1 protein-coding gene is annotated in these 25,907 nt (G+C 66.1%); it reads right to left on the bottom strand.

What is annotated here, in order from left to right; genetic code table 11:
• Nucleotides 1-31 precede the first annotated feature (31 nt).
• Nucleotides 32-25,885, bottom strand: coding sequence for a non-ribosomal peptide synthetase (locus FND50_RS12210; RefSeq protein ID WP_144285945.1), 25,854 nt, complete (start codon nt 25,883-25,885; stop codon nt 32-34).
• Nucleotides 25,886-25,907 lie beyond the last annotated feature (22 nt).

The raw sequence follows: 25,907 nt of genomic DNA, 5'->3' as shown, positions 1-25,907 counted from the left end.
GATCGACGCGTGGTGGGCCGCCCGCCCGTCATCAGCCTTCCGGTTGTCGTGTGCGCCGACCCGGTTCGGCCAGTGCGTGGTCGATGATCCGTGCGATCTCGGCGAGGGGACGAGGCTGATCCATATCGGCATGCGTGCTGTGAACGTCGTGAGTCACGATGTCGCCGGTGACGTATGCGTGCCATGTCTCGGCCGAAGACTCGCTCGACATCGATCCGTCATCCGTCAATGTCGGACGGAGGAACACCACGTCACCGTGATAGATCTGCGGTACGTGGTCGACGGCCAGGCGTAAGTCATTCCGATAGATTGCACGAGCGGCATCCCAGACGGGCGCATAGTCGGGCGAATCGACGATCTCGCCGTAGCGGCTCTGCGCCCATGCCCGGATCGACTGTCGAATGTCGTCATCCGAAGGTGGCGCCCGGCCGATGAGGAGATCCCCGGCACCGGGGACGCTGTCCATCATCGCGAGGAATGCAACCTCGAGCCCCCGGCGTTCCAGCGCGGTGGCGATCGCCTGGGCGACAAGGCCACCGAACGACCATCCGAGCAGAAGAAACGGGCCGTCGTCCTGAACGTTGAGGATCTGCTCGAGATAGTCGGCGGCCATCGTCTCGATCGACGTCGGTAGCGGCGTCTCTCCATCGAAGCCCCGTGCTTGCAGACCATATATGGGCCGGCCGGGGAGGTGGGCGCGAAGGCCCATGTAGCACCAGCTCAGTCCGCCGCCCGGGTGGACACACCACAGCGGCGGTCCGAATCCTTCGCTTCGGATCGGCAAGATGGCCGCGAACGGATCGAGCGAGTCGGGTTCGGCCTCCTCACCCAGGCGGGGTGCGAGTTCGGCGACCGTCGGAGACTCGAAGATCACCCGGATCGGGACCTCCACCCCCGACACCGACCGAATCCGGCTCACCAATTGCGTCGCGGACAGCGAATGCCCACCCAGGTCGAAGAAACTGTCATCGATCCCCACGCGGGGAACACCGAGAACCTCGGCGTAGAGCGAAGCCAGCGTGTCCTCCACCGGTGACCGCGGCGCCCGGAACACCCCGCCGGTGAACTCCGGTGCCGGCAATGCTCTCCGATCCAGTTTCCCGTTCACCGTCAGCGGCAACCGGTCCAGCACCACCACCGCCGCTGGAACCATGTATTCCGGCAGCATCCCGGCCACGAACCGGCGGACCTCGACACCTGTGCCGGTGTCGGCGGCATCGGAGACCACGTAACCGACCAATCCGGTGCCGGTGGCGGTGTCCCGGGCCACCACCACCGCCTGGGTCACGGCCGGATGTTTCAGGAGACCCGCCTCGATCTCCGCGGGTTCGACCCGGAATCCGCGAATCTTGACCTGCTCGTCCGCTCTTCCGTAGAACTCGAGCACCCCGCCGGAGGTCCAGCGCACCAGATCCCCGGATCGATACATCCGCGCACCCGGCTCCCCGAAGGGACACGCCACGAACCGCTCCGCCGTCAACCCCGGCCGGCCGACATACCGCTGAGCCAACTGCGCCCCGGCGATGTACAGCTCCCCCACCGCCCCCACCGGAACCGGCACCAACCCCGCACCCAGCACGAACACCTGCGTGTTGCCCACCGGCGCCCCGATCGGCACACTCGCCCGGTCGGCGCGTTCGCCCGACTCGGGTAGCACGAAGGTTGCCGCGAAGACTGTCGTCTCGGTCGGCCCGTACCCGTTGACCAGAATCAGAGGATTCACGTGCTCGCCCCGGGACCAGCCCTGCAACCCGGCCGGATCCAACACCTCACCGCCGAACACCACCATCCGCAGCACCGAATCCGCCCCCACAGCGGGATCCTCACGCTCGACCTCGGCGAACTCGTAGAACGCCGACGGCGTCTGACCGAGAACCGTCATCCGCTCCCGAACCACCACCTCCCACAATCCGACCGGCGAACGCATCACCTCCCACGGCACCACCACAACCCGGGCCCCGTGCACCAACGCCCCCCACAACTCCCACACCGAAAAATCGAACGCCACCGAATGACACCACCCCCACACGTCCCCGGCATCGAAGCCGGCCCACCCTGCGGTACCGGCGAACAGCGACACCACACTCCGGTGGCTCACGGCGACGCCCTTCGGAACACCCGTCGACCCGGAGGTGTACATCACGTACGCGGTGTTGTCCGGTCGTAGTGGTGTGGTGCGGTCGTTGTCGTCGGGGTTTCGCGCCTCCCATTGTCCGCCCTCGTCGGTGCGGGTGTCGAGAAGTATCCTGGGGATGTCGTTGTCGGGCAACAAGTTTTCGGTCATGGTGTGGCTGAGGATCAACAGCGGAGCGGCGTCGGTGAAGATGGTCCCGGTTCGTGCACCGGGGTACTGCAGGTCGATGGGGAGGTATGCACCCCCGGCCTCGAGAACGGCCAACAACGCGACGACCAACTCGGGTGACCGCTCCAATGCGACCGCCACCAGCACCTCCGGGCCGACACCCGCACCGATCAGGCGGTGTGCCAGCCGATTCGCTCGACTGCTCAACTCCCGGTAGGTCCAGTTCTCATCACCGAACGTGACCGCCACCGCATTCGGAGTCGCGGCGACCTGAGCCTCGAACAAGCCGGGAATCGTCGAGTCCGGTACCGGTACGCTCGTGTCGTTCCAGGTCCGCAGTACCAGCTCACGCTCGTCGGGCTCGAGGATCTCGTACCCCTCGATCCGCCCGCGCGGATCCGCCACGATCAACTCCGACAACCGCACGAACCGGGCCGCGATACCCTCCACCGTCCCCCGGTCGAACAGATCACTCGCGTACTCGACGACCCCGGCCAGACCCTGCTGACCATCGGGAGTGAGAGTGAAGGACAGGTCGAAACGCGACGTCCCGGTCGGCGCCGGAAGTGTGGTCCATTCCAATCCGGGGAACTCGACCTCGGGAAAAGCGTTGTTCTGCATGGCGAACGACACCTGAAACAACGGATGATACGCCGCCGACCGGACCGGATTCAGCAACTCCACCAACCGCTCGAACGGCGCATCCTGATTCTCATACGCCGCCAACGCCTTAACCCGCACCCGGTCGAGCACCTGATCGAACCGCGGGTTCCCCGACAGATCCACCCGCAGCACCCAGGTATTGACGAAGAACCCCACCAACTCGGTCAGGGCTTCGTCGGTACGGCCGGCGATCGGTCCGCCGATCGCAACGTCCTCCCCCGCGCCAAGCCGGTGGAGCAGCACCGCGAGCACGGATTGCAGCACCATCGAGGGTGTCGCCCCACATCTGCGGGCAAGTTCCGTGACTGCCGAAGCACGTTCCGGTGCGATCACGAACTCCACCGTGCCGCCCCGGTAACTCGGTTCGGCCGGACGTCGACGATCAGTCGGCAACTCGATGCACTCCGGCAACCCCGCCAACTCGGCCCGCCAATACTCCACCTGTGCGGCAAGCACACTCCCCGGATCATCCGCACTGCCCAGAAGCTCCCGCTGCCACAAGGTGTAATCGGCGTACTGCACCGGCAACGCCGCCCACCCCGGCATCTCGCCGTCGGTCCGCGCCGCATATGCGACCGCGATGTCGCGGGCCAACGGCGCCAACGAACCCCCGTCCCCCGCGATATGGTGCAGCACCAGTACCAGCACGTGCTCTGATTCGGAAACCCGGAAAACGCGGGCCCGCAGGGGTATCTCTACCGACAGGTCGAATCGACAGCCCGCCGCCTCCGCGACTGCATCCATCAGAGTGCTGTCCCGCACGTCGACGATCTGAACCGGCAGTTCCGCGACGACCTGCTCAGCCGGCAGGATCTGCTGGAACGGCACCCCTTCGTCCTCCCCGAACACGGTCCGCAGGCTCTCGTGCCGGGCGACGACGTCCGCAACAGCGGCTGTCACCGCCCCGGTGTCGAGGGCGCCGGTGAGTCGCACCGCGACCGGAATGTTGTACGTCGCCGACGGTCCCTCGAACCGATACAGGAACCACAACCGGGCCTGCGCGAACGACAGCGGCACCCGCTCGGGCCGCACCCTCGCGGTCAGTGGCACCCGGACCGGGCCCTCCCTGAGTCGGGGTGCCAACTCCGCCACCGTCGAGGACTCGAACACCACCCGGATCGGAACCTCCACACCCAACACCGACCGAATCCGGCTCACCAAGCGCGTCGCCGACAACGAATGCCCACCCAGGTCGAAGAAACTGTCGTCGATTCCCACCCTCGGCACGTCGAGTACGTCCGCGAACAACGACACCAGAGTTTCCTCGACCGGCGACCGCGGATCCCGAAGTATGCCGCCGGTGAACTCCGGTTCCGGCAACGCTTTCCGGTCCAGTTTCCCGTGGGCCGTCAACGGCAGCTGATCCACCACCATGATCACCGCCGGAACCATGAAGTCCGGCAACAACCCTGCCACGAAACGACGAACCCCGGTCGCCGAATCACTCGGCCCGTCGACCCCGTCGATATCGAGAACTACATATCCGATCACCTCGGTGCCACTGCCGGTGGCGCGGGCCACCACTACCGCCTGCGCCACCGCAGGATGCTTCAGCAGCACCGCCTCGACCTCGGCGGGTTCGACTCGGAACCCCCGCACCTTCACCTGCTCGTCCGCGCGCCCCACGAACTCGAGCTCACCCTCGGCGGTCCACCGCACCACATCCCCCGACCGATACATCCGCGCACCCACCGCCCCGAACGGACACGCCACGAACCGCTCCGCCGTCAACCCCGACCGGCCGAGATAACCGCGTGCCAGCTGCACCCCGGCGATGTACAACTCGCCCACCACACCCACCGGAACCGGCACCAACCCCGCACCCAGCACGAAGACCTGGGAGTTCCACACCGGCGCGCCGATCGGCGCGCTCGTGTCTTTCGACGGGCCGCATCGATGATGGGTGACCTGAAGGGCCGTTTCGGTCGGCCCGTACACGTTGTGTACCGCAGTGCCACTGCGCTCCATGAAGTGGTTTGCCGTCGAGGACAACAGGTTTTCGCCGCCGCAGAAGACTCGTCGAAGCGAGTCGCAATCAGCCGGCTCGAGTCTCTCGTCGACCATGGCCAGCATCGACGGCGAAAAGTCGCCGGTGGTGATCTTCTCCGATCTGATCATCTCGGCGAGATAGGCCGCATCGCGGTGTCCCTCGGCCTTGGCGATCACCAGCCGCGCCCCGACCTCCAGTGGCAGGAACATCTCCCACACCGACACATCGAATGTCGCGGGGGTCTTCTGCAGCACCACGTCGTCGTGGTCGAAGCCGAAATGGTCCCGCATCCACAGCAACTGATTCACGATCGCCGAATGGCTGACAGCGACCCCCTTCGGCCGGCCCGTCGAGCCGGACGTGAAGATCACGTACGCCGTGTTACCCGGCCTCAACGGGGTGATTCGATCCTCGTTGCGGATGGGTGAGGAGTCGACATCAGGTCCGTGCGCGCCATCGATCTCCAGCACGGGGACGCCGCCCGGGATCTGTACGCGGTCGGTCGATTGCGTCAACACACAGACCGGTGCCGCGGACTCCATCATGTGCCGGATATGTTCGCTGGGGTAGTCGGGGTCGATCGGCACATATGCTCCACCCGCCGTCACGACGGCATAGATTCCCACCACGAGATCGATCGAACGTCGCACGGCGACACCGACCAGAGACTCCGGACCGACACCGTGCGCGATCAGTCTCCGAGCCAACCGGTTCGCTCGCTCGCCGACCTCTCGATACGTCAACTGCTCGTCGTCGGACGTCAGGGCCACCGCCTCCGGCGTGACAGCCGCCTGGCGTTCGAAAAGGTCGGGAAGTGTCACCTCCGGCACGAGGACCGCAGTGTCATTCCACGTGCCCACCACCAGCCGACGCTCGCCTGGTTCGACGAGGTCGATGCGGTCCACGGCGACGTGAGGGTCGTCCACGACTGTCTGCAAGATACGGGTGAGCCGCCGGGCGATCGTTTCGACGGCTGCGGCGCCGAACAGGTTCGGCAGATACGCCACGGTCAACCGAAGTTGGGAGTCGACTCTCGCGATCAGGGTCATGGGGTAGTGCGACGCGTCGATCGTATGAACTCCGGTGACGACCATTCCGTCGATGGGGTTTGCGGCTGCCAACGCGGCGCGATCGATCGGGTACGACTCGAACACGACGAGGGTGTCGAACAGGTCGCGCACCCCGGCGGCCTTGTTGATCTCCGTCAACCCGAGGTAGTGGTGATCGAACAAGCCCGTCTGCTGCTTCTGCAACCGGGTCAACAACTCCGCAGCAGTGTCGCCCGGTGTGGACTGAACCCGCACCGGCACGGTGTTGATGAACAGGCCCACCATGGACTCGATACCGGGCAGTCCGGCCGGCCGGCCGGAGACCGTCGCGCCGAACACCACATCCCGCCGGGCGGACAACTGTCCGAGCAGAATCCCCCACGCTCCCTGAACGACGGTGTTCAGCGTGACACCCAGTTCGGCGGCCCGCACCGACAAGCTCGTGGCCGTCTCCGGGGGTAGTTCGACCGTCACCTGCTCTTCCCCCGAGGTGGTTTCCCGCTCCGGGTGCGTGGGCGCCAGCAGGGTCGGCTCTTCGATCCCGTCGAGGACCTGCGCCCAGATTCGACAAGATTCGGCTCGGTCGCGCGCGGCCAGCCAGACCAGGAAATTCCGGTATCCGGTAGCTCTCGGTAACGCGGCGGCGTCGCCTCCCGAGACGTACAGCGCGAGTAGTTCCTCGGCGAGCAGTGGCATCGACCATCCGTCGAGCAGTACGTGATGATTGGTGATCACCAGCTCGAATCGATCCTGTCCCATCGTCACGAACGTGAATCGGATCAGCGGCGCCGTCGCCGGGTCGAAATGTGTGGCGTGATCCTCGACGAGAAGACGTTGGAACTCGCCGTCTCGAGTGCCCTCGGGAAGGTTCCGCAGGTCGACCTCGCGCCATGGCAACGCGACTGCGCCGAGGACGACCTGTACCGGCCCGGATTCGGAATCGTCGACGAACGCGGTCCGCAGGTTCGCATGGCGATCCAGCAATGCCTGTCCCGCAGCGACAATTCTCTCTGGATCGACCCGTCCGCCGAGGTGCAGAACCAGCTGGGTGGTGTACGCGTCGAACGACGAACCGGCCAGCATCGAGTGGAACAACAGGCCGGACTGCATCGCGGTCAACGGCCACACATCCACCACGCCCGGGTACCGGTCCTCCCACGACTCGATATCGTGTTGCGACACCGACACCAGCGGCACGTCGGACGGTGTCAGCCCGCCGGCCCCGGGCCCCTGCGCGTGCCGAGCCAGTGCCGAGACTGCGTCGCACCACAGGTCGGCAAGTTCCTGAACATCGTCACGGGAGAGCACCCCGGCGGGGAATCCGAACACGGCACCGAGTCGGGGACCGTCCGGACCGTCGGTCACCATCGCATTGATGTCCACTTCGGCCATCGCCGGCATGTCCGGATCCATTGTCGCGGAGAGTGCCGTTCCCTCGCTCGCGGGCATCCAGCCGAGGTCACGGAATTCCTCGGGAACATCGGCGGCCGAGACGCGCCCCAGATAATTGAAACTGATCTGTCCGCCCGGATACTTCCCGAGTTGCGGTGCGGTGTCCGCGTTCAGATACCGAAGCAGCCCGAAACCGATGCCACGGTCGGGCAGCGCCAGCACCTGTTCCTTGACCGCTTTGATCACGATTCCGGCAGCGGGCCCGCCGGCGAATGCGTCGTCGAGATCGGCGCCCGCGATATCGAGGCGAATCGGGAAAGCTGTCGTGAACCAGCCGACCGTGCGGGATAGATCCGCACCGGGTATGACGTGCTGCTCGCGACCATGATTCTCCAGGGATATCAACGACGACGGCTCGACAACCCCGCGACGGCGGCGCCAGCGGGTCAACGCCATCGCCAACCCCGCCAGCAGACCATCGTCGACCCCGGCGCGGAAGACCTTGGGGACCCTGGTGAGCAGCGACGCTGTCGCGTGCGCCGGCACCTGGATCCGCACGTGCCGCACTGTGGACAGAACATCGAGGATCGGGTCGCATCTGCGCGAACCCAACGTCGGGTCGGGGCCCTCCAGAATCGATTGCCACAACGGTAACTCGGCCACTCGCCCTGGCCGCGATGCCTCGTCCACCAGCCCGTGTGCCCACCGCCGCATCGACGTCCCGGCCGCGGGCAGTTCCGGGCGTTCGCCGGTACGCACCCGCGCCCAGGCCGCCGCCAGGTCCGGGATGATGATCCGCCACGACACGCCGTCGATGACCAGGTGGTGGGCCACGACCAGCAGCCGACCCGAACCCGCCGATAGGTCGCCGTCACGGGGGACGCGGTCCAGCCACACGAACTGCACCATTACGCCCGCCGCCGGATCCACACGCCCCAGGGCCGCATCCAACTCGGCCGACGCCAGCCGCAGCCACGCCGGATCGCCCGGTGCGTTATCACAGTGGACCTGTCGAATCAGGCGGTTCACGTCGACCGTATCCGGCGGATCGACCCGAAGTTTCTGCTCCCCAGCGTCATCGGTCACCACACGCGATCGCAACATGTCATGACGGACCACGACGGCGCCGATGGTGGCGGCCAACCCGGCCCGATCGATACCGTCGGGCAACTCCAACACCATCGTCTGCGCGAATCGGCGGTACCCACCACCCCGCGCGAGGAGGAACCGCCCGATCGGCGTCAACGGCATCGTCCCCACTCCGCCACCGGACAACTCCTCGAGCACGACCCGATCCGAATCGTGGTTCAGGACTGCAACCTCGGACAGCCCCGCAACAGTCCTGTGCTCGAACACATCCCGCGCCGTGAGTAGCACACCCCGTGCTTTCGCGCGCGATACCAACTGGATCGACCGGATGCTGTCGCCACCCAGATCGAAGAATCCGTCATCGATCCCCACCTGCTCGACGCCGAGTACCTCGGCGAACACGCGGGCGAGGATTTCCTCGGTCTCGGTCTGCGGAGACCGGAACGCCTTGCTCGACGAGAACGCCGGCTCCGGCAACGCACTGCGGTCGAGCTTGCCGGCCGGTGTGAGCGGAAACTTCTCGAGCACCACGATCGCCGAGGGCACCAGGTACTCCGGCAGGCGGCCCACCGCCACCGTCCGCACGCTCTCGGCGTCCACCGCGCTCCCGGCTGCGGGGACCACGTAGGAGACCAGCACCGTCTGCCCGGACGGGCCCTTCCGATCGACCGTCACCACGGAGCCGATTCCGGGCTGCTCGGTGAGTGCAGCGTCGATCTCGCCCAACTCGATCCGACGGCCCCGCACCGATACCTGGAAATCGCGGCGCCCCAAAAACTCCAGCCCCAACCCGGTTTCCCGCTCGATCCACCGCACGACGTCGCCCGTGCGGTACATCCGCTGGCCCGGCGAGCCGAAAGGGTTCGCCACGAATCGCTCCGCTGTCAGTCCCGTCCGATCGTGATACCCGCGAGCCAGCGGAGTCCCGGCGACATACAACTCCCCCGCCACTCCCGCCGGCACCGGACGCAGCCACGTGTCCAGCACCACCAGGGACGCACCTCGGACCGGACCGCCCAGAGTCACCGGACCGTGCGGTGGTAACGGCGGCGAGGTCGCCACCACCACGGTCGCCTCGGTCGGCCCGTAGAGGTCGTGCATCCGCCGTCCCTCAGCGAACGACTCCACCACCGATACCGGAACCGCTTCCGCGCCTGTGAGCAGGCATCGCACCGACGACATCCGCTCGACCGGTACCGTCGCCAGCATCGTGGGGGTGAGGAACGCGTGCGTCACCGACGCACTCTCGAGTATCCGGCCCAGTTCCTCGCCACCGACCACACCCGCCGGAACCACAACCATCGACGCTGCCGAACCCGTCGCCAGCAGGTACTCCAGCACCGACGCATCGAAACTCGGCGACGCCACGTGCAGCACGCGTGCATCCGCCGTGACGGCGAACCTCTCCGCCATCTCCGCCGCGAGACTACCCAGTCCCCGATGCGGTACGACGACGCCCTTGGGCTCACCCGTCGTCCCCGACGTGTAGATCATGTACGCGGGATGATCGGCCCGTAACGGAGCGATCCGGCCCGAATCGGTCACCGATTCGGTGGACTGACGGGAACACTCGGCTCGCGCCTCCGGATCGTCGAGCACCCACCAGTCGAGGGTTTTCGGCAGGGTACCGACGCACGCGGCGACCGTGATTCCGCACCGCGCGACGGAATCGGCGATCAGGTACTCGAGCCGACTCGCCGGATACGACGGATCCACCGGAACGAACGCACCACCTGCCTTCGCCACCGCCCATACCGCCAGCACCGACTCCACCGACCGCGGCACCGCCACGGCCACCGTGGATTCCGGCCCGACGCCGCGTGAGATCAACACCCGTGCGATACGACTCGACTCGTCGTCCAACTCCCGGTATGTGAGCGAGCGCTCTCCGCACACGACCGCCACCGCACTCGGATCGTGTACGACTGCCGCAGAGAGGATCTCCGGCAGGGTGCGCACCGTCTCCGCGGCCGCGCCGCGCACGGGAACCAGCAGGTTCCGTTCCTCCGGCGCGAGGAGGTCGACGTCTCCCGTCGCGGCCTCCGGCGCAGCCACCAGTGATTCCAGCACCCGGTGGAATCTGTCCGCGATCCGCCCCACCTCGTCGTCATCGAACAAGGCTGGGTCGTACCACAGCGATACGGACGTCCGCTCACCGGCTTCCACCGCCAGCGTCAACGAATAGTTGGTTCCCCCAAACGAATCCAGGGACGTGATCGCGAGGGAGACGATCGACTCGAGCAAGGAGGCGAGGCTCCGCAGATCGTTCGGGTACGACTCGAACACCGTCAAGGTGTCGAACAGTGCCCCCACGCCGGCGACCCGCTGGATCTCCGGCAGCGGAACATGATGATGCTCGATCAACTCCGCCTGCTCCGCCTGAACCCGAGCGATCAACCGGGCGATGGATTCCTCGGGATGAAGCCGGACCCGCACCGGGACCGTGTTGATGAACAGCCCCACCATCGACTCGATGGCGGGAATCTGTCCGGACCGACCCGAGACCGTCGCGCCGAACACCACATCACGGCGGCCGGTATGCATGCCCAGCACGATCGCCCACGCGACCTGCACCAGGGTATTCACCGTCACCGACCACCGAGACGCCAGCTCCGGTATCTCCGACGACAGACCCTTGTCGAGCTCACGCCGGAGCACTGATGATCCCCGCGCCGATTCCGGGCGCCCAGTCGCGATCAGCGCGGGCTCCGCACCGTCGAGCGCTTCCTTCCACATCTGCAGCGACCGTTGCCGATCCTGAGTCGCGAGCCACCCGAGATACCGGCGATACGAGACCACGGGTTCCAGTACGGCTCCGTCCCCGCCGGCACCGTAGACGGTCAGCATTTCCCGCATCAGCAACGGCATCGACCATCCGTCGAGCAGTACGTGGTGATATGAGACCACCAGCCGGAAGTCTCCGTCGCCCATCGCGACCAAACCGAAACGCAGGAGCGGTGGCTCCGACAGGTCGAAGCCGGCAGCCGCATCGTCCGACAGCAGCCGTGCCAGCTCGTCGTCTCGCTCCCCGGCATCGACACCACTGACGTCGGCTTCCCACCAGGGCACCACGAGGCCCTCGAGCACCACCTGGACCGGCTCCGCCACCCCCTCGGTGAGGAACGCGACCCGCAGATTCGCGTGGCGATCGAGTATCGCCTGTGCCGCGGCCTTCACACGGTCCGCATGCACCTGTCCGGACAGACCCAGTACCGTCTGCACCGCATACACATCGGCCGATTCCGACGCCAGCATCGCGTGAAAGACCAAACCTGTTTGCAGCGGTGCCAGCGGCCACACATCCACGGCCTCGGGATACCGTGCCTCGATGCCCGACAGCTGTCGCGGAGCCGGACGCGGCAACGGCACGTCCTCGAAAATGACGGAGTCGTCATCCCTCACCGGATGCGCGACGGAGGCCAGCCCGGCGACGGTCCGTCGCTCGAACACCTCTCGCGCCGACACCAGCACGCCGCGAGCCCGCGCCCGCGACACCACCTGGGTCGACATGATGCTGTCCCCGCCGAGCCGGAAGAAGTCGTCGTCGACACCCACCCGATCGACGCCCAGGACGTCGGCCAGCACCGCCGCCAATGTCTGCTCGGCAATGGATCGTGGAGCCCGGTACGGGGTGTCGGATGCGAGATCAGGCTCGGGAAGTGCTTTGCGGTCGAGTTTGCCGGCCGGTGTGAGAGGTATCCGGTCGACGACGATGATCGCCGACGGCACCATGTAGTCCGGTAGACGGCCCGCCGCGAGCAGTCGCAACGCCTCGACGTCCACCTCGGCCCCGGGCGCCGCGACCACATACGACACCAGCACCTTCTGCCCCGACGGACCTACCCGGTCCACCGTCACGACCGATCCCACCGCGGGGTGCGAGACCAACACCGTTTCGATCTCGCCGGGTTCGATTCGGATTCCGCGGATCTTCACCTGCTCGTCTGCGCGGCCGACGAAGTCCAGCACACCGTCGGTCGTCCACCGCACCAGATCACCCGAGCGGTACATCCGTGAGCCCGGTTCGCCGAACGGACACGCGACGAACCGTTCCGCCGTCAACCCCGGCCGGCCGATGTACCCGCGGCCCACACCTGATCCGGCGATATACAACTCCCCGACCACACCCACCGGGACGGGCACCATCCCTGTTCCCAGGACGAGTGCGCGGGCATTACCGATCGGCACCCCGATCGGCACGCTGACCTGGTCGTCGAAGCCCGTCGAACCGGATACCGAGTACGCGGTGGCACACACGGTGGTTTCCGTCGGCCCGTACGCGTTCACCACGGTGATGCGCGGGTGGCGAGCGAGGACGCGTCGTACAGCGCGCGGCGACAACACATCGCCCGCGGTGACCAACTGACGTGGCTGGTCGAGCGCCCCCCTCTCATGTTCCGGCGAATCGCTCAACAGGTGAAACAGCGTGGTCGTCAAGAACATCGACGTCACACCAACCGCGTCGACGACCCGCTCGAGCACCTCGATGTCCAGTGACCCGGGCGGGGCGACAACCAACCGGCCTCCGCTGAGCAGTGTCGGCCACAACTCGTACGCCGAGGCATCGAACGCCATCGACGAATGCAGCAACACGCGCTCACCGGGTCCGTCCGGCCATCCGTGCAACGCCAGGTTGACCACGTTGGAGTGGTCGATGGTGACCCCTTTCGGGGTCCCCGTCGATCCGGAGGTGTACATCACGTACGCGGTGTTGCCCGGCCGCAGTGACGTGGTGCGATCGCTGTCGTCGGGGTTGAGGCCCTCCGCTTGCCCGTCCTCGTCCGAGATGCCGTCGAGAAGTATCCGGGGTATGTCACTGTCCGGCAGTGTGCGTGCGGTTGCGGTGTCCGTGAGGATGAGCAGCGGCGCGGCGTCGGCGAGGATGAACTCGGTCCGCGCACTCGGGTAGCGGGGGTCTATCGGCAGATACGCGCCCCCGGCCTCGAGGACTGCGAGTAACGCGACAACCAATTGGGGTGACCGCTCCAGTGCAACCGCCACCAGTACTTCCGGCCCCACACCCGCACCGATCAGATGGCGTGCCAGCCGATTCGCTCGACTGCTCAGCTCCCGGTAGGTCCAGTTCTCCTCACCGAACGTCACGGCCGCGGCATCGGGAGTTGCAGCGACCTCCTGCCCGAACAGGCCCGGGATCGTCGTATCCGGTATCGGTGAGCTCGTGTCGTTCCAGGTCCGCAGTACCCGCTCACGTTCGGTCGGTTCCAGGATTTCGTAGCCTTCGATCCGACCCTGCGGATCTTCGATGATGCACCTGAGCAGCCGCACATACCGGGCCGCGATGGTCTCCACCGTGCCCCGGTCGAACAGATCGCTCGCGTACTCGACGACCCCGGCCAGACCCTGCTGCTCGGCGGGGGCGACGGTGAAAGACAGGTCGAAACGAGAAGTCGCGGTCGACGCCGGCAGTGTGGTCCAGTGCAGTCCACGAAACCCGACGTCGGGAAAAGCGTTGTTCTGCATTGCGAACGATACCTGGAACAACGGATGATAGGCCGTCGATCGGGTCGGGTTCAGCAACTCCACCAACCGTTCGAACGGCGCATCCTGATTCTCATACGCACCCAGGGCTTTCACCCGCACCCGGTCGAGGACCTCGTCGAATCGCGGATTCCCGGACACGTCGACGCGCAGCACCCAGGTGTTGACGAAGAACCCCACCAACTCGGTCAACGCGTCGTCGGTGCGGCCCGCGATCGGCGACCCGACCGCGATATCCACCCCGGCACCGAGCCTGCGGAGCAGCACCGCCAACACCGATTGCAACACCATCGACGGTGTCGCGCCACGACCGCGGGCCAATTCATCCACCCCCGAAACCAATCCGGGATCGATCACGAACTCCACGGTGCCGCCACGGTAACTCGGTGCAGCCGGTCGGCGACGATCGCCGGGTAGCTCGATGCACTCCGGCAGCCCGGTCAGTTCGGTTGTCCAATAGTCGAGCTGGGCGGTCAGCAGACTGCCCGGATCGTCCTCCCTCCCCAGAATTTCCCGCTGCCACAGGGTGTAATCGGCGTACTGCACCGGCAAGGGTGCCCACCCCGGAGCGTGTCCGTCGGCGCGGGCCGCATACGCGGCCGCCACATCCCGAGCCAGCGGCGCCAACGACCCCCCGTCCCCGGCAATGTGGTGCAGGACCATCACCAGGACGTGTTCCTGGGGTCCGGCCTCCAACAATGTTGCCCGGAGGGGAATTTCGTGTTCAATGTCGAACCGGTACCCCGACGCCGCTGTCACCGCAGCCATCACGCCGGCCGGGTCGACCTTCTCCACGTGCACCGGAGTTGGTACTTCCGCCACGGGGAGGACTCGCTGAACCGGTGCACCGTCCAGGTCGTCGAATACTGTACGCAGACTCTCGTGCCGGGCGACGACGTCCGCAACAGCGGCTGCCACCGCCCCGGGGTCGAGGTCGCCGGTGAGTCGCACCGCCACGGGAATGTTGTACGTCGCCGACGGGCCCTCGAACCGGTGCAGGAACCACAACCGGGCCTGCGCGAACGACAGCGGCACCCGCTCGGGCCGCACCCGCGGAGTCAACGGCACCCGTGCCGGGCCGTCCCTCAGCCGGGGTGCGAGTTCGGCGACCGCAGGGGATTCGAAGATCATCCGAATCGGGACCTCCACTCCCAGCACCGACCGAATACGGCTCACCAACTGCGTCGCCGACAACGAATGGCCACCGAGATCGAAGAAGCTGTCGTCGACCCCCACCCGCGGGACGTCGAGCACGTCAGCGAACAACGAGACCAGCGTCTCCTCCACCGGCGACCGCGGCGCCCGGTACGCCCCACCGGTGAAGTCCGGTGCCGGCAACGCCCTCCGATCCAACTTTCCGTTCACCGTCAACGGCAACCCGTCCACCACCACGACCGCCGCCGGCACCATGAACTCCGGCAACAACCCGGCCACGAACTCCCGCAACCCCAGGGAGTCGGCACCGGTCCGGGAATCGAGAACGACGTACCCCACCAACTCGGTGCCGACGAGGGTTTCCCGGGCGATCACCACTGCCTGTGAAACGGCAGAGTGCGACAGCAGCACCGCTTCGATCTCCCCCGGTTCCACCCGGAACCCCCGCACCTTCACCTGCTCATCCGCGCGCCCCACGTACTCGAGTACACCGTCAGCGGTCCACCGCACCAGGTCCCCGGATCGATACATCCGCGATCCCGGATCCCCGAACGGGCACGCCACGAACCGATCCGCCGTCAGCCCCGGCCGACCCAGATAACCGCGGGCCAACTGCACCCCGGCGATATACAGCTCACCCACCACACCCACCGGGACCGGCATCAACCCAGCACCCGACACGAACACCCGCACACCGACCACTGGAACGCCGATGGGGACACTCATCCGATCACGCCCACTCCGAGATTCGGGTAGCGAGTACATCGCCGCGAAGACCGTCGTCTCCGTCGGTCCGTAACCGTTGACGATCCTCACCTGTGGATGGCGGGAATCCTCGCCCGGATACCAGCACCGCAGCCTGGCGGGATCCAGCACCTCTCCGCCGAGCACCACCGTCCGCAACACCGAACCGGCCCCCACCACGGGGTCGTCGTGCTCGATCTCCCCGAACCCGTAGAACGCCGACGGCGTCTGACCGAGAACCGTGACGTGTTCGCGAACCACCAACTTCCACAACTCGATCGGTGAGCGCACCACGTCCCACGGCGCCACTACCACGCGGCCACCGTGTACCAACGCGCCCCACAACTCCCACACCGAGAAATCGAACGCCACCGAGTGGCACCACACAAACACATCCGCAGCGTCCGCACCCACCCGGTCGGCAGTGCCGGCGCACAACGACACCACACTCCGGTGACTCACGGTGACACCCTTCGGAAAACCTGTCGACCCCGAGGTGTACATCACATATGCCGCATGATCGGGCCTCAACGGGGTGATCCGATCGCGGTCGACGGGATCGTGATCGGCCCGGCCCCTCACGGCGGCTGCAGTCGCGTCGAGGTCCAGGTCTGCATCGAGCAGTACCCGGTCGATATCGTGGTCGGGCAGCGTGGCCACGGTGACAGTGTCGGACAGGATCAGCCGCGGTGCCGCGTCGGCGAGAATTGTCCCGGCGCGAGCACTGGGATAGTTCGGGTCCATGGGAAGGTAGCTGCCGCCGGCCTTGAGCACCGCCAACAAGGCGACGACCAACTCTTCCGAGCGCTCCAGTGCGACGGCCACCACGGTTTCCGGGCCGACCCCGGCGCCGATCAGATAGTGCGCCAGCCGGTTCGCCTGTGTGTTGATTCCTCGGTAAGTCCAGCTCCGGCCGGCGAAGGTCACCGCCGCGGCGTCGGGTGTCGCCGCCACTTGTCGCTCGAACAGTTCCACGACGGTGGCCTCCGAGAAGGGAGCTGCGGTGTCGTTCCAGGTCCGGAGTAACACCTCACGCTCGTCAGGCTCGAGGATCTCGTACCCCTCGATTCGCCCGTGGGGATCCGCGACGATCAACTCCGACAACCGCACGAACCGGGCCGCGATACCCTCGACCGTCCCGCGGTCGAACAGGTCACTCGCGTACTCGACGACCCCGGCCAGACCCTGGTGACCGTCGGGGGTGAGGGTGAAAGACAGGTCGAAACGGGACGTTCCGGTCGGCGCTGGAAGTGTGGTCCATTCCAACCCGGGGAACTCGACCTCGGGAAAAGCGTTGTTCTGCATGGCGAACGACACCTGAAACAACGGATGATAAGCCGCCGACCGGACCGGATTCAGCAACTCCACCAACCGCTCGAACGGCGCATCCTGATTCTCGTACGCCGCCAACGCCTTCCCGCGGACCTGATCGAGCACCTGGTCGAACCGCGGATTCCCCGACAGATCGACGCGTAGCACCCAGGTGTTGACGAAGAACCCCACCAACTCGGTCAGAGCGTCGTCGGTGCGACCCGCGATCGGCCCGCCGATCGCAACATCGCCCCCGGCACCGAGTCTGCGGAGTACTACCGCCAGCATTGATTGCAATACCATCGATGGTGTTGCCCCACTGTGGTGAGCCAATTCGGTTATCGTCGTCGCACGTTCGGGTCCGATCGAGAACTCGACCACGCCGCCGCCGTAACTCGGTGCAGCCGGTCGTCGCCTGTCGGCAGGTAGCTCGATGCAGTCGGGTAACCCCGCCAGCTCGGTTTTCCAGTAGTCGAGCTGGGTGGAGAACACGCTGCCCCGATCGTGCTCACTGCCCAGTTCTTCTCGCTGCCACAGGGTGTAATCGGCGTACTGCACCGGCAGCGGTGCCCACCCCGGAACCCTGCCCTCCGAACGGGCCTCATACGCGACGGCGATGTCACGTGCGAGCGGTGTCAACGACGCCCCGTCCCCCGCAATGTGGTGGAGCACCAAGACCAGGATGTGCTCGTGGGATCCGGACGCCACCAACGTTGCCCGGATCGGAATTTCGTGTTCGACGTCGAACCGATACCCTGCAGCCGTGGTCACTGCCGCGGGTATTTCGTCGGCCTCGACGTCGATTATCTGCACTGGCGAAGGGACCTCGTCGGTGGAAAGGATTTCCTGGAACGGAATCCCCTCGGCTTCAACGAAGATCGTTCGCAGGCTCTCGTGCCGGGCGATCACGTCCTCGATCGCTGCCACCAGGGCCTCGGTGTCGAGGTCGCCGGTGAGTCGCACCGCCACCGGGATGTTGTAGATGGCAGACGGGCCCTCGAAGCGGTGTAGGAACCACAGCCGGGCCTGCGCGAACGACAACGGCACCCGCTCAGGCCGCGTGCGTGGGATCAGGGGCGGCCGGACCGCTCCGGAGCCGAGTCGCGGCGCCAGTGCGGCGACCGTGGGAGATTCGAACACCACCCGGATCGGGACCTCCTTCCCCAGCACCGTGCGGATCCGCCCGACCAACCGTGTCGCGGACAGCGAATGCCCACCGAGATCGAAGAAGCTGTCGTCGATCCCCACCCGCGGAACGTCCAGCACGTCTGCGAATAGCGAGACCAGCGTCTCCTCGATCGATGACCGCGGCGCGCGGAACACCCCACCGGTGAACTCCGGTGCCGGTAGCGCTTTCCGATCCAGCTTCCCGTTCGCCGTCAACGGCAACCGATCCACCAGCATGATCACCGCCGGCACCATGTACTCCGGGAGCCGCCCCGTCACGAACTCTCGCACCCCCACACCCGTGACGGTGTCGGTGGGCTCGAGGACGACGTACCCCACCAACTGCCGCCCCACCCCGCCCGTCGCCGGGGTGTCCCGGGCAATGACCACTGCCTGCGCCACCGCCGGATGCTTCAGGAGTACCGCTTCGATCTCCCCCGGCTCCACCCGGAACCCCCGCACCTTCACCTGCTCGTCAGCACGTCCCACGAACTCGAGCACACCATCAGCAGTCCACCGCGCCAGATCCCCCGATCGATACATTCGCGCACCCACCGCCCCGAACGGACACGCGACAAACCGCTCCGCCGTCAACCCCGGCCGGCCCAGATAGCCGCGCGCCAACTGAACCCCGGCGATATACAACTCCCCCACCACACCCACCGGAACCGGCCGAAGCCCGGCACCCAACACGAATACCTGCGAATTCCGTACCGGCACACCGATCGGCACCGACCCACCGACAGGGTTGTCCGACGACTCCACGACCTGGCTCGTCACGTAGACGGTGGTCTCCGTCGGACCGTACCCGTTGACAACCCGGACACCGGGAACCGCGGCACCGACTGCACTGAGCAATCGCCCTGACAACTGCTCGCCGATGAACACCACCGTCTCGGCACTCACCGTGCCCTCGATGTGATCGAGTACCTCCCCGAACGCCGACGGGACAGTGCTGATCACACCCCCGGTCCAGCCGCGCTGTTCGCCGAGCACGAGAACGTCACGCACAATGTCGATACTCCCGCCGGCGCACAACGCAGCGAAAATCTCCAACACCGACACGTCGAAACTCACCGACGTACTTGCCAGCACCCGCGCCAGCCCTGGCGCACCGAGACTCGAGGCCACCTGCACCATGCAGTTGACGACGTTGTGGTGGTCGACCGTGACCCCTTTCGGGACGCCGGTCGATCCGGAGGTGTACATCACGTACGCGGTGTTGTCCGGTCGTAGTGGTGTGGCGCGGTCGTTGTCGCCGGGGATGTCCTCCCGTTGCGCGACCTCGTCCGAGTACGCGTCGAGCAGGAGAGTGGGGATACCGTTGTCGGGCAGCATGCTCGAAGTGGTGGTGTCGGTCAGGATCAGGATCGGAGCGGCGTCGGTGAGAATGAACCCGGTCCGCGCACTCGGGTAGCGGGGGTCGATCGGCAGATACCCGCCCCCGGCCTCGAGGACGGCCAACAACGCGACGACCAACTCGGGTGACCGCTCCAATGCGACCGCCACCAGCACCTCCGGGCCGACACCCGCACCGATCAGGCGGTGTGCCAGCCGATTCGCTCGACTGCTCAGCTCCCGGTAGGTCCAGTTCTCGTCACCGAACGTGACCGCCACCGCATTCGGAGTCGCGGCGACCTGAGCCTCGAACAAGCCGGGAATCGTCGAGTCCGGTACCGGCGTGCGCGTGTCGTTCCAGGTCCGCAGTACCAGCTCACGCTCGTCGGGCTCGAGGATCTCGTACCCCTCGATCCGCCCGCGCGGATCCGCCACGATCAACTCCGACAACCGCACGAACCGGGCCGCGATACCCTCCACCGTCCCCCGGTCGAACAGATCACTCGCGTACTCGACGACCCCGGCCAGACCCTGCTGACCATCGGGAGTGAGAGTGAAGGACAGGTCGAAACGCGACGTCCCGGTCGGCGCCGGAAGTGTGGTCCATTCCAATCCGGGGAACTCGACCTCGGGAAAAGCGTTGTTCTGCATGGCGAACGACACCTGAAACAACGGATGATACGCCGCCGACCGGACCGGATTCAGCAACTCCACCAACCGCTCGAACGGCGCATCCTGATTCTCGTACGCCGCCAACGCCTTAACCCGCACCCGGTCGAGCACCTGATCGAACCGCGGGTTCCCCGACAGATCCACCCGCAGCACCCAGGTATTGACGAAGAACCCCACCAACTCGGTCAGGGCTTCGTCGGTACGGCCGGCGATCGGTCCGCCGATCGCAACGTCCTCCCCCGCGCCAAGCCGGTGGAGCAGCACCGCGAGCACGGATTGCAGCACCATCGAGGGTGTCGCCCCACATCTGCGGGCAAGTTCCGTGACTGCCGAAGCACGTTCCGGTGCGATCACGAACTCCACCGTGCCGCCCCGGTAACTCGGTTCGGCCGGACGTCGACGATCAGTCGGCAACTCGATGCACTCCGGCAACCCCGCCAACTCGGCCCGCCAATACTCCACCTGTGCGGCAAGCACACTCCCCGGATCATCCGCACTGCCCAGAAGCTCCCGCTGCCACAAGGTGTAATCGGCGTACTGCACCGGCAACGCCGCCCACCCCGGCATCTCGCCGTCGGTCCGCGCCGCATATGCGACCGCGATGTCGCGGGCCAACGGCGCCAACGAACCCCCGTCCCCCGCGATATGGTGCAGCACCAATACCAGGATGTGCTCTCGGGAACCGCATTCCAACAGTGATGCTCGGATGGGAATCTCGCCGGACAGATCGAACCGATATCCCGCCGCCTCCGCAACGGCCTGCCTCGACCGCGCCTGATCGATCCTCTCCGCGTGCACCGGAATCGGAACTTCCTCCGCGGGCAGGATCCGCTGGAACGGCACCCCTTCGTCCTCCCCGAACACGGTCCGCAGGCTCTCGTGCCGAGCCACCACATCCCCGACCGCCGCGACCACCGCCTCGATGTCGAGGGCGCCGGTCAACCGCACTGCCACCGGAATGTTGTACGTCGCCGACGGTCCCTCGAACCGATACAGGAACCACAACCGGGCCTGCGCGAACGACAACGGCACCCGATGGGGCCGCACCCGCGGGAGCAACGGCACCCGCGCCACCGCGGCCTCGCCCAGCCGGGGCGCCAACTCCGCCACCGACGGGGATTCGAACACCACCCGGATCGGCACCTCCACCCCAAGCGCGTTGCGGATCAACCCCACCAACCGCGTCGCGGCCAGAGAATGCCCGCCCAGGTCGAAGAAACTGTCGTCGATCCCCACCCGCGGAAGACCGAGCACGTCACCGTAGAGCGACGCGAGAGTCTCCTCCACCGGTGACCGCGGGGCCCGAAACACGCCACCGATGAATTCCGGTGCCGGCAACGCTTTCCGATCGAGCTTGCCGTTCACGGTCAACGGCAACCGATCCAGCACCACCACCGCCGCGGGCACCATGAACTCCGGCAGTCGTCCGGCCACGAAGCGTCGAACCTCGGACGACAGCCTGCTTGCACCGGGGTCGTTGACGTACTCGGTCATGTCGCCGAGTGGACCGTCGGGCAGGTAGACATCGGATACCGCGACCGATGCCTGCGTATTCTCGTGCGGCCGGGGGGTGATGTGGGTGAAGATCACGTCCATCAGGCCCGGTGTCGGTGACCAGGTCACCGACACCGCGAACCCCAGCTCCTCACCGATGTCGTGACAGTCCTGCGGCAACATCGCGTCCGTTCGACTGTCCGCGTCACGCCGGGAGGGGACGTGATCGCGGTCAGCGGCGTCGTCGAGCACGTGTGTGGCATCGACATCGGGCGCCAACCCCGCGTGCGGCACACCGATCACCCGCACACGGTCCGGACGCCGGCCCGTCAGGAACTGCCGCAGCGCGGTGGGATCGCCGAATCGTTGCCACGACGTCGACGGCACATCAGCCAACGACCGGGTCTTCGCGGGCTTCTTGCGTAGAACGACTTCGTATCTGTAACAACTTAATTCGTTGACCGCGCGGAGGCGCTCGAGTTGAATGTCGACTCCGCCGATGTCGGGGATCAGCGTCGGCAATGCTGTGAAGAACTCGGGCGCGAGCAGCAACTCCTGCTCGGCGGCAATGCCCCGGCGCACCCGATCGCGAATCACCACGGCAGTCGTGTCGGCATCCGCGTGGGCGATCTGCACGCCTGTCGCGAATTCCCGGAGCAACGCGAGATTTCGCACGTCGCCGAGGAACAGCGCGCCCCCGGGGTGCAGCAATCGCAGTGCCGTGCCGATCACGTCGATCAGGTACCCCGCGTTCGGGAAGTACTGCACGACCGAGTTCAACACCACGGTGTCGAAAACACCGTGCGGCACACCCCCGAGGTCGTCGGCGGCCTGGACCCGCAGGTGCACGCGCTCGACCCATGGGTCCTGCCGCTCCGCCAACCGCGATCGCAAGGCGTCGATCGTGGGAGCGGAAAAGTCCGTGCCCCAATACTCTTCGCAGTGCGGCGCCAACTGTGAGAGCAACAGTCCTGTTCCGACCCCGATCTCCAGCACCCGAGCCGGCCCGAGCTCGCGAATCCGAGCCACGGTCGCCGCGCGCCATTCCCGCATGTGCTCGAGGGCGATGGGCTTCCCGGTATAGCTACTGTTCCACCCCCCGAAATCCTCTCCGAACGCGGTCGAGTCCAGCTGCTCACCGGCATGGGACGCGTCCCCGGCATACAGGTCGTCGTATACCCGCCGCCACTGCGACACCAGCTCGGCCTCCCGTGCTCTGTCACGGACGAGCGAGACGCCCCTGTCGAGCACCACATACCCCACCAGCTGCGTGTCGGTTCCGATGTCCCCGTCCGCACGATCGGCGCCGGAAGGGGGTTCGCGGGCGATCACCGCCGCCTGCGTCACCGCAGGATGTGACATCAGTGCCGTCTCGACCTCCCCCGGCTCGACCCGGAATCCCCGAACCTTCACCTGCTCGTCCACGCGTCCGACGAAATCGAGCATGCCGTCGGACGTCCACCGCACCACGTCGCCGGAGCGATACATTCGCGAACCGGGTTCTCCGAACGGGCACGCTACGAACCGTTCCGCCGTCAACCCGGCCCTACTCACATATCCTCGGCCCACCCCGAACCCGGCGACATACAACTCTCCCGCAGCACCGATCGGCACCGGCACCAATGCCGACCCCAACACGAAGACCCGCGTGTTACCGATAGGAATCCCGATCGGACTTCGACCCCCGTGCCCGGCGCGTGCGGTCAACTCCAGGTAGCTCACGTGCACCGTGGTTTCGGTGATGCCATACATGTTCACCAGAATCGGACTGTTCGGACGTTCGCCCGGGAACCAGCCGCGTAGCCGGCCCGGGTCCAATGCCTCTCCGCCGAACACCACCATTCGCAGTACCGAATCAGGCCCCGGGGAATGGTCCTCGCGTTCGGCATCTGCGAACTCGTAGAACGCGGAGGGGGTCTGATTGAGGATCGTCACCTGCTCCCGCCGCACCAGATTCCACAACTCGGCGGGCGAGCGCACCACTTCCCAGGGCACGATCACGGCCCGCCCGCCGTGCATCAATGCCCCCCATAACTCCCACACCGAGAAGTCGAAGGCCTGCGAATGACACCACGCCCACACGTCCCCGCCTCCGAAACCGCACCACCGATCGGTTCCGGCGAACAACGACACCACGTTGCGGTGGCTGATGACGACCCCTTTCGGGGTGCCGGTCGAACCGGACGTATACATGACGTACGCGGTATTGCCCGGTCTCAGCGGGGCGATCCGGTCATCGTCGGCGGGGTTGATCACCGCTGACATGCCGTCGGTGTCGGTGTCGTCCAGGTCCAACACGAGACAGGGAATATCGTTGTCCGGCAACGATTCCGCGGTCGCGGTATCGGTCAAAAGCAGGAGTGGTGCGGCATCGGTGAGAATGAAAGCGGTTCGCGCGCTAGGATAGTTCGGATCGATCGGGAGATACCCGCCGCCGGCCTTGAGAGTCGCGAGTAGCGCGACGATCAACTCGGAGGACCGTTGCATCGCGACTGCCACGAGGGATTCCGGGCCCACACCGCGAGCGATGAGGTACCGCGCCAACCGATTCGCTCGACCATTGACGTCTCGATATGTCCAGTGCCGATCGCCGAATGTGAGTGCCACCGCGTCGGGTGTCGCGGCGGCCCGCTGTTCGACGAGGTCGGGAATCGTGGCGCGGGGTACCGGTACCGTCGTGTCGTTCCAGGTACGCAGAACCAGTTCGCGTTCGGCGGGTCGGAGGAAGTCATGTTCCTCTATCCGGCCTTCCGGGTCGGCGACCACCGCACGGACGAACGCCATCAGCAGATCTGCATACAGCCGCACATCTTCACCGCTGTACAGCGCGCCGTTCGCGTCGATCTCGACGTTCATTCCGGCACTGCCCCGACCGCCGTAGTAGATCGAAATCGAGAGGTCGTCCACGGGGCCGAACGACACGCCGCGCATGGATGCCGGATTGCCTGCAAAATCGATCGAATCGAAGAACGGAATGATATTCAGAATCGGACCGAAACGATTCTCCACGGATCCGGACAGTCCTCTGTCTCTCCTGACATCGGAGCCCTGATAACGGGAATGACGCAAGATGGCACGAATCTCGGTACCCACGTCGTGTGCGACGGCGGCGAAAAGCGCCCGCGGTGGGATCTCCACCCGGAAGGGCACCGCATTCGACACCAACCCCGGTGTGCGTCGTGCGGCCCCGACCCGATTGGCGACGGCCAATCGCATCATGAACTCCGACATCCCCGAGAGGCGATGGAAGAGTCCGGCTACCGCTGCCGCCAGGAAGCCCGGCATCGGTATCCCGATCGACTCTGCCGCCGTCAGCAATTGCGCGGTCTCGTCGTCCGACACCGTCAGGCTGTGATGTAAAGTCACGGGAACCGGCGAACTCGGATGCCGCGGCAGGCGAAGTGGTTCAGGCAAGGCAGCGGTGTAGTTCCGCCAGAACTCCTTGTCGCGGGTGAATCGGTCGGACCGCCGGTAGCGGGCATCTTCGTCGACGATCAACTCCGGTCCACCGAATCCGGATTCAGGAATCGGTCTTCCGGTCTTCAGCGCTGTGTAGATTTCACCGATTCGAAGCGCAAGAATCGCGACGCCGAACCCGTCCATCACGATGTGGTGGCACACGGCGCACAGGAAGAATCGCGCGCTGTGCACCTTGATCAAGCCTGCTCGATACAGCGCATCCCGTTCCAGATCGAAGGGCACGGCGCCGACCTCTGCCATCGACGCTGTCGCCGCTGATTCGGGGTCTTCCTCAGCACTGACATCGATGAAGAACGGCTTCCACGAGTTCGCGTCGCGCACGACCTGGCGGGGGCCATTCTCGTCCTCGACGAAATTCACCAGTACCGAGCGAGCCTCGTCCGCCACTCGCCGCAGCGCGGCTTCCATGACCGAAGGGTCGATGTCGCCCGAAATGTCGAGATAGGCTGAAATATTGTTCGACAGTCCGGGCGCCAACTTCTGCGCCAGCCAGAGCGCCTCCTGGGCGGACGAAACCCGGAACGAGTCCATCGCGACCATGTGTGCCCTCCCGAACCGCGGT

It is taken from the genome of Rhodococcus sp. WB9 (assembly GCF_007558985.1).
GTDB classification, from domain to species: domain Bacteria; phylum Actinomycetota; class Actinomycetes; order Mycobacteriales; family Mycobacteriaceae; genus Rhodococcus_F; species Rhodococcus_F opacus.
This window is presented reverse-complemented; position numbering and strand designations above follow the sequence as displayed.

Excerpts from the sequence above, each read along its gene's own strand:
- FND50_RS12210 (WP_144285945.1), bottom strand. The coding sequence starts at position 25,885 with ATGGTCGCGATGGACTCGTTCCGGGTTTCGTCCGCCCAGGAGGCGCTC.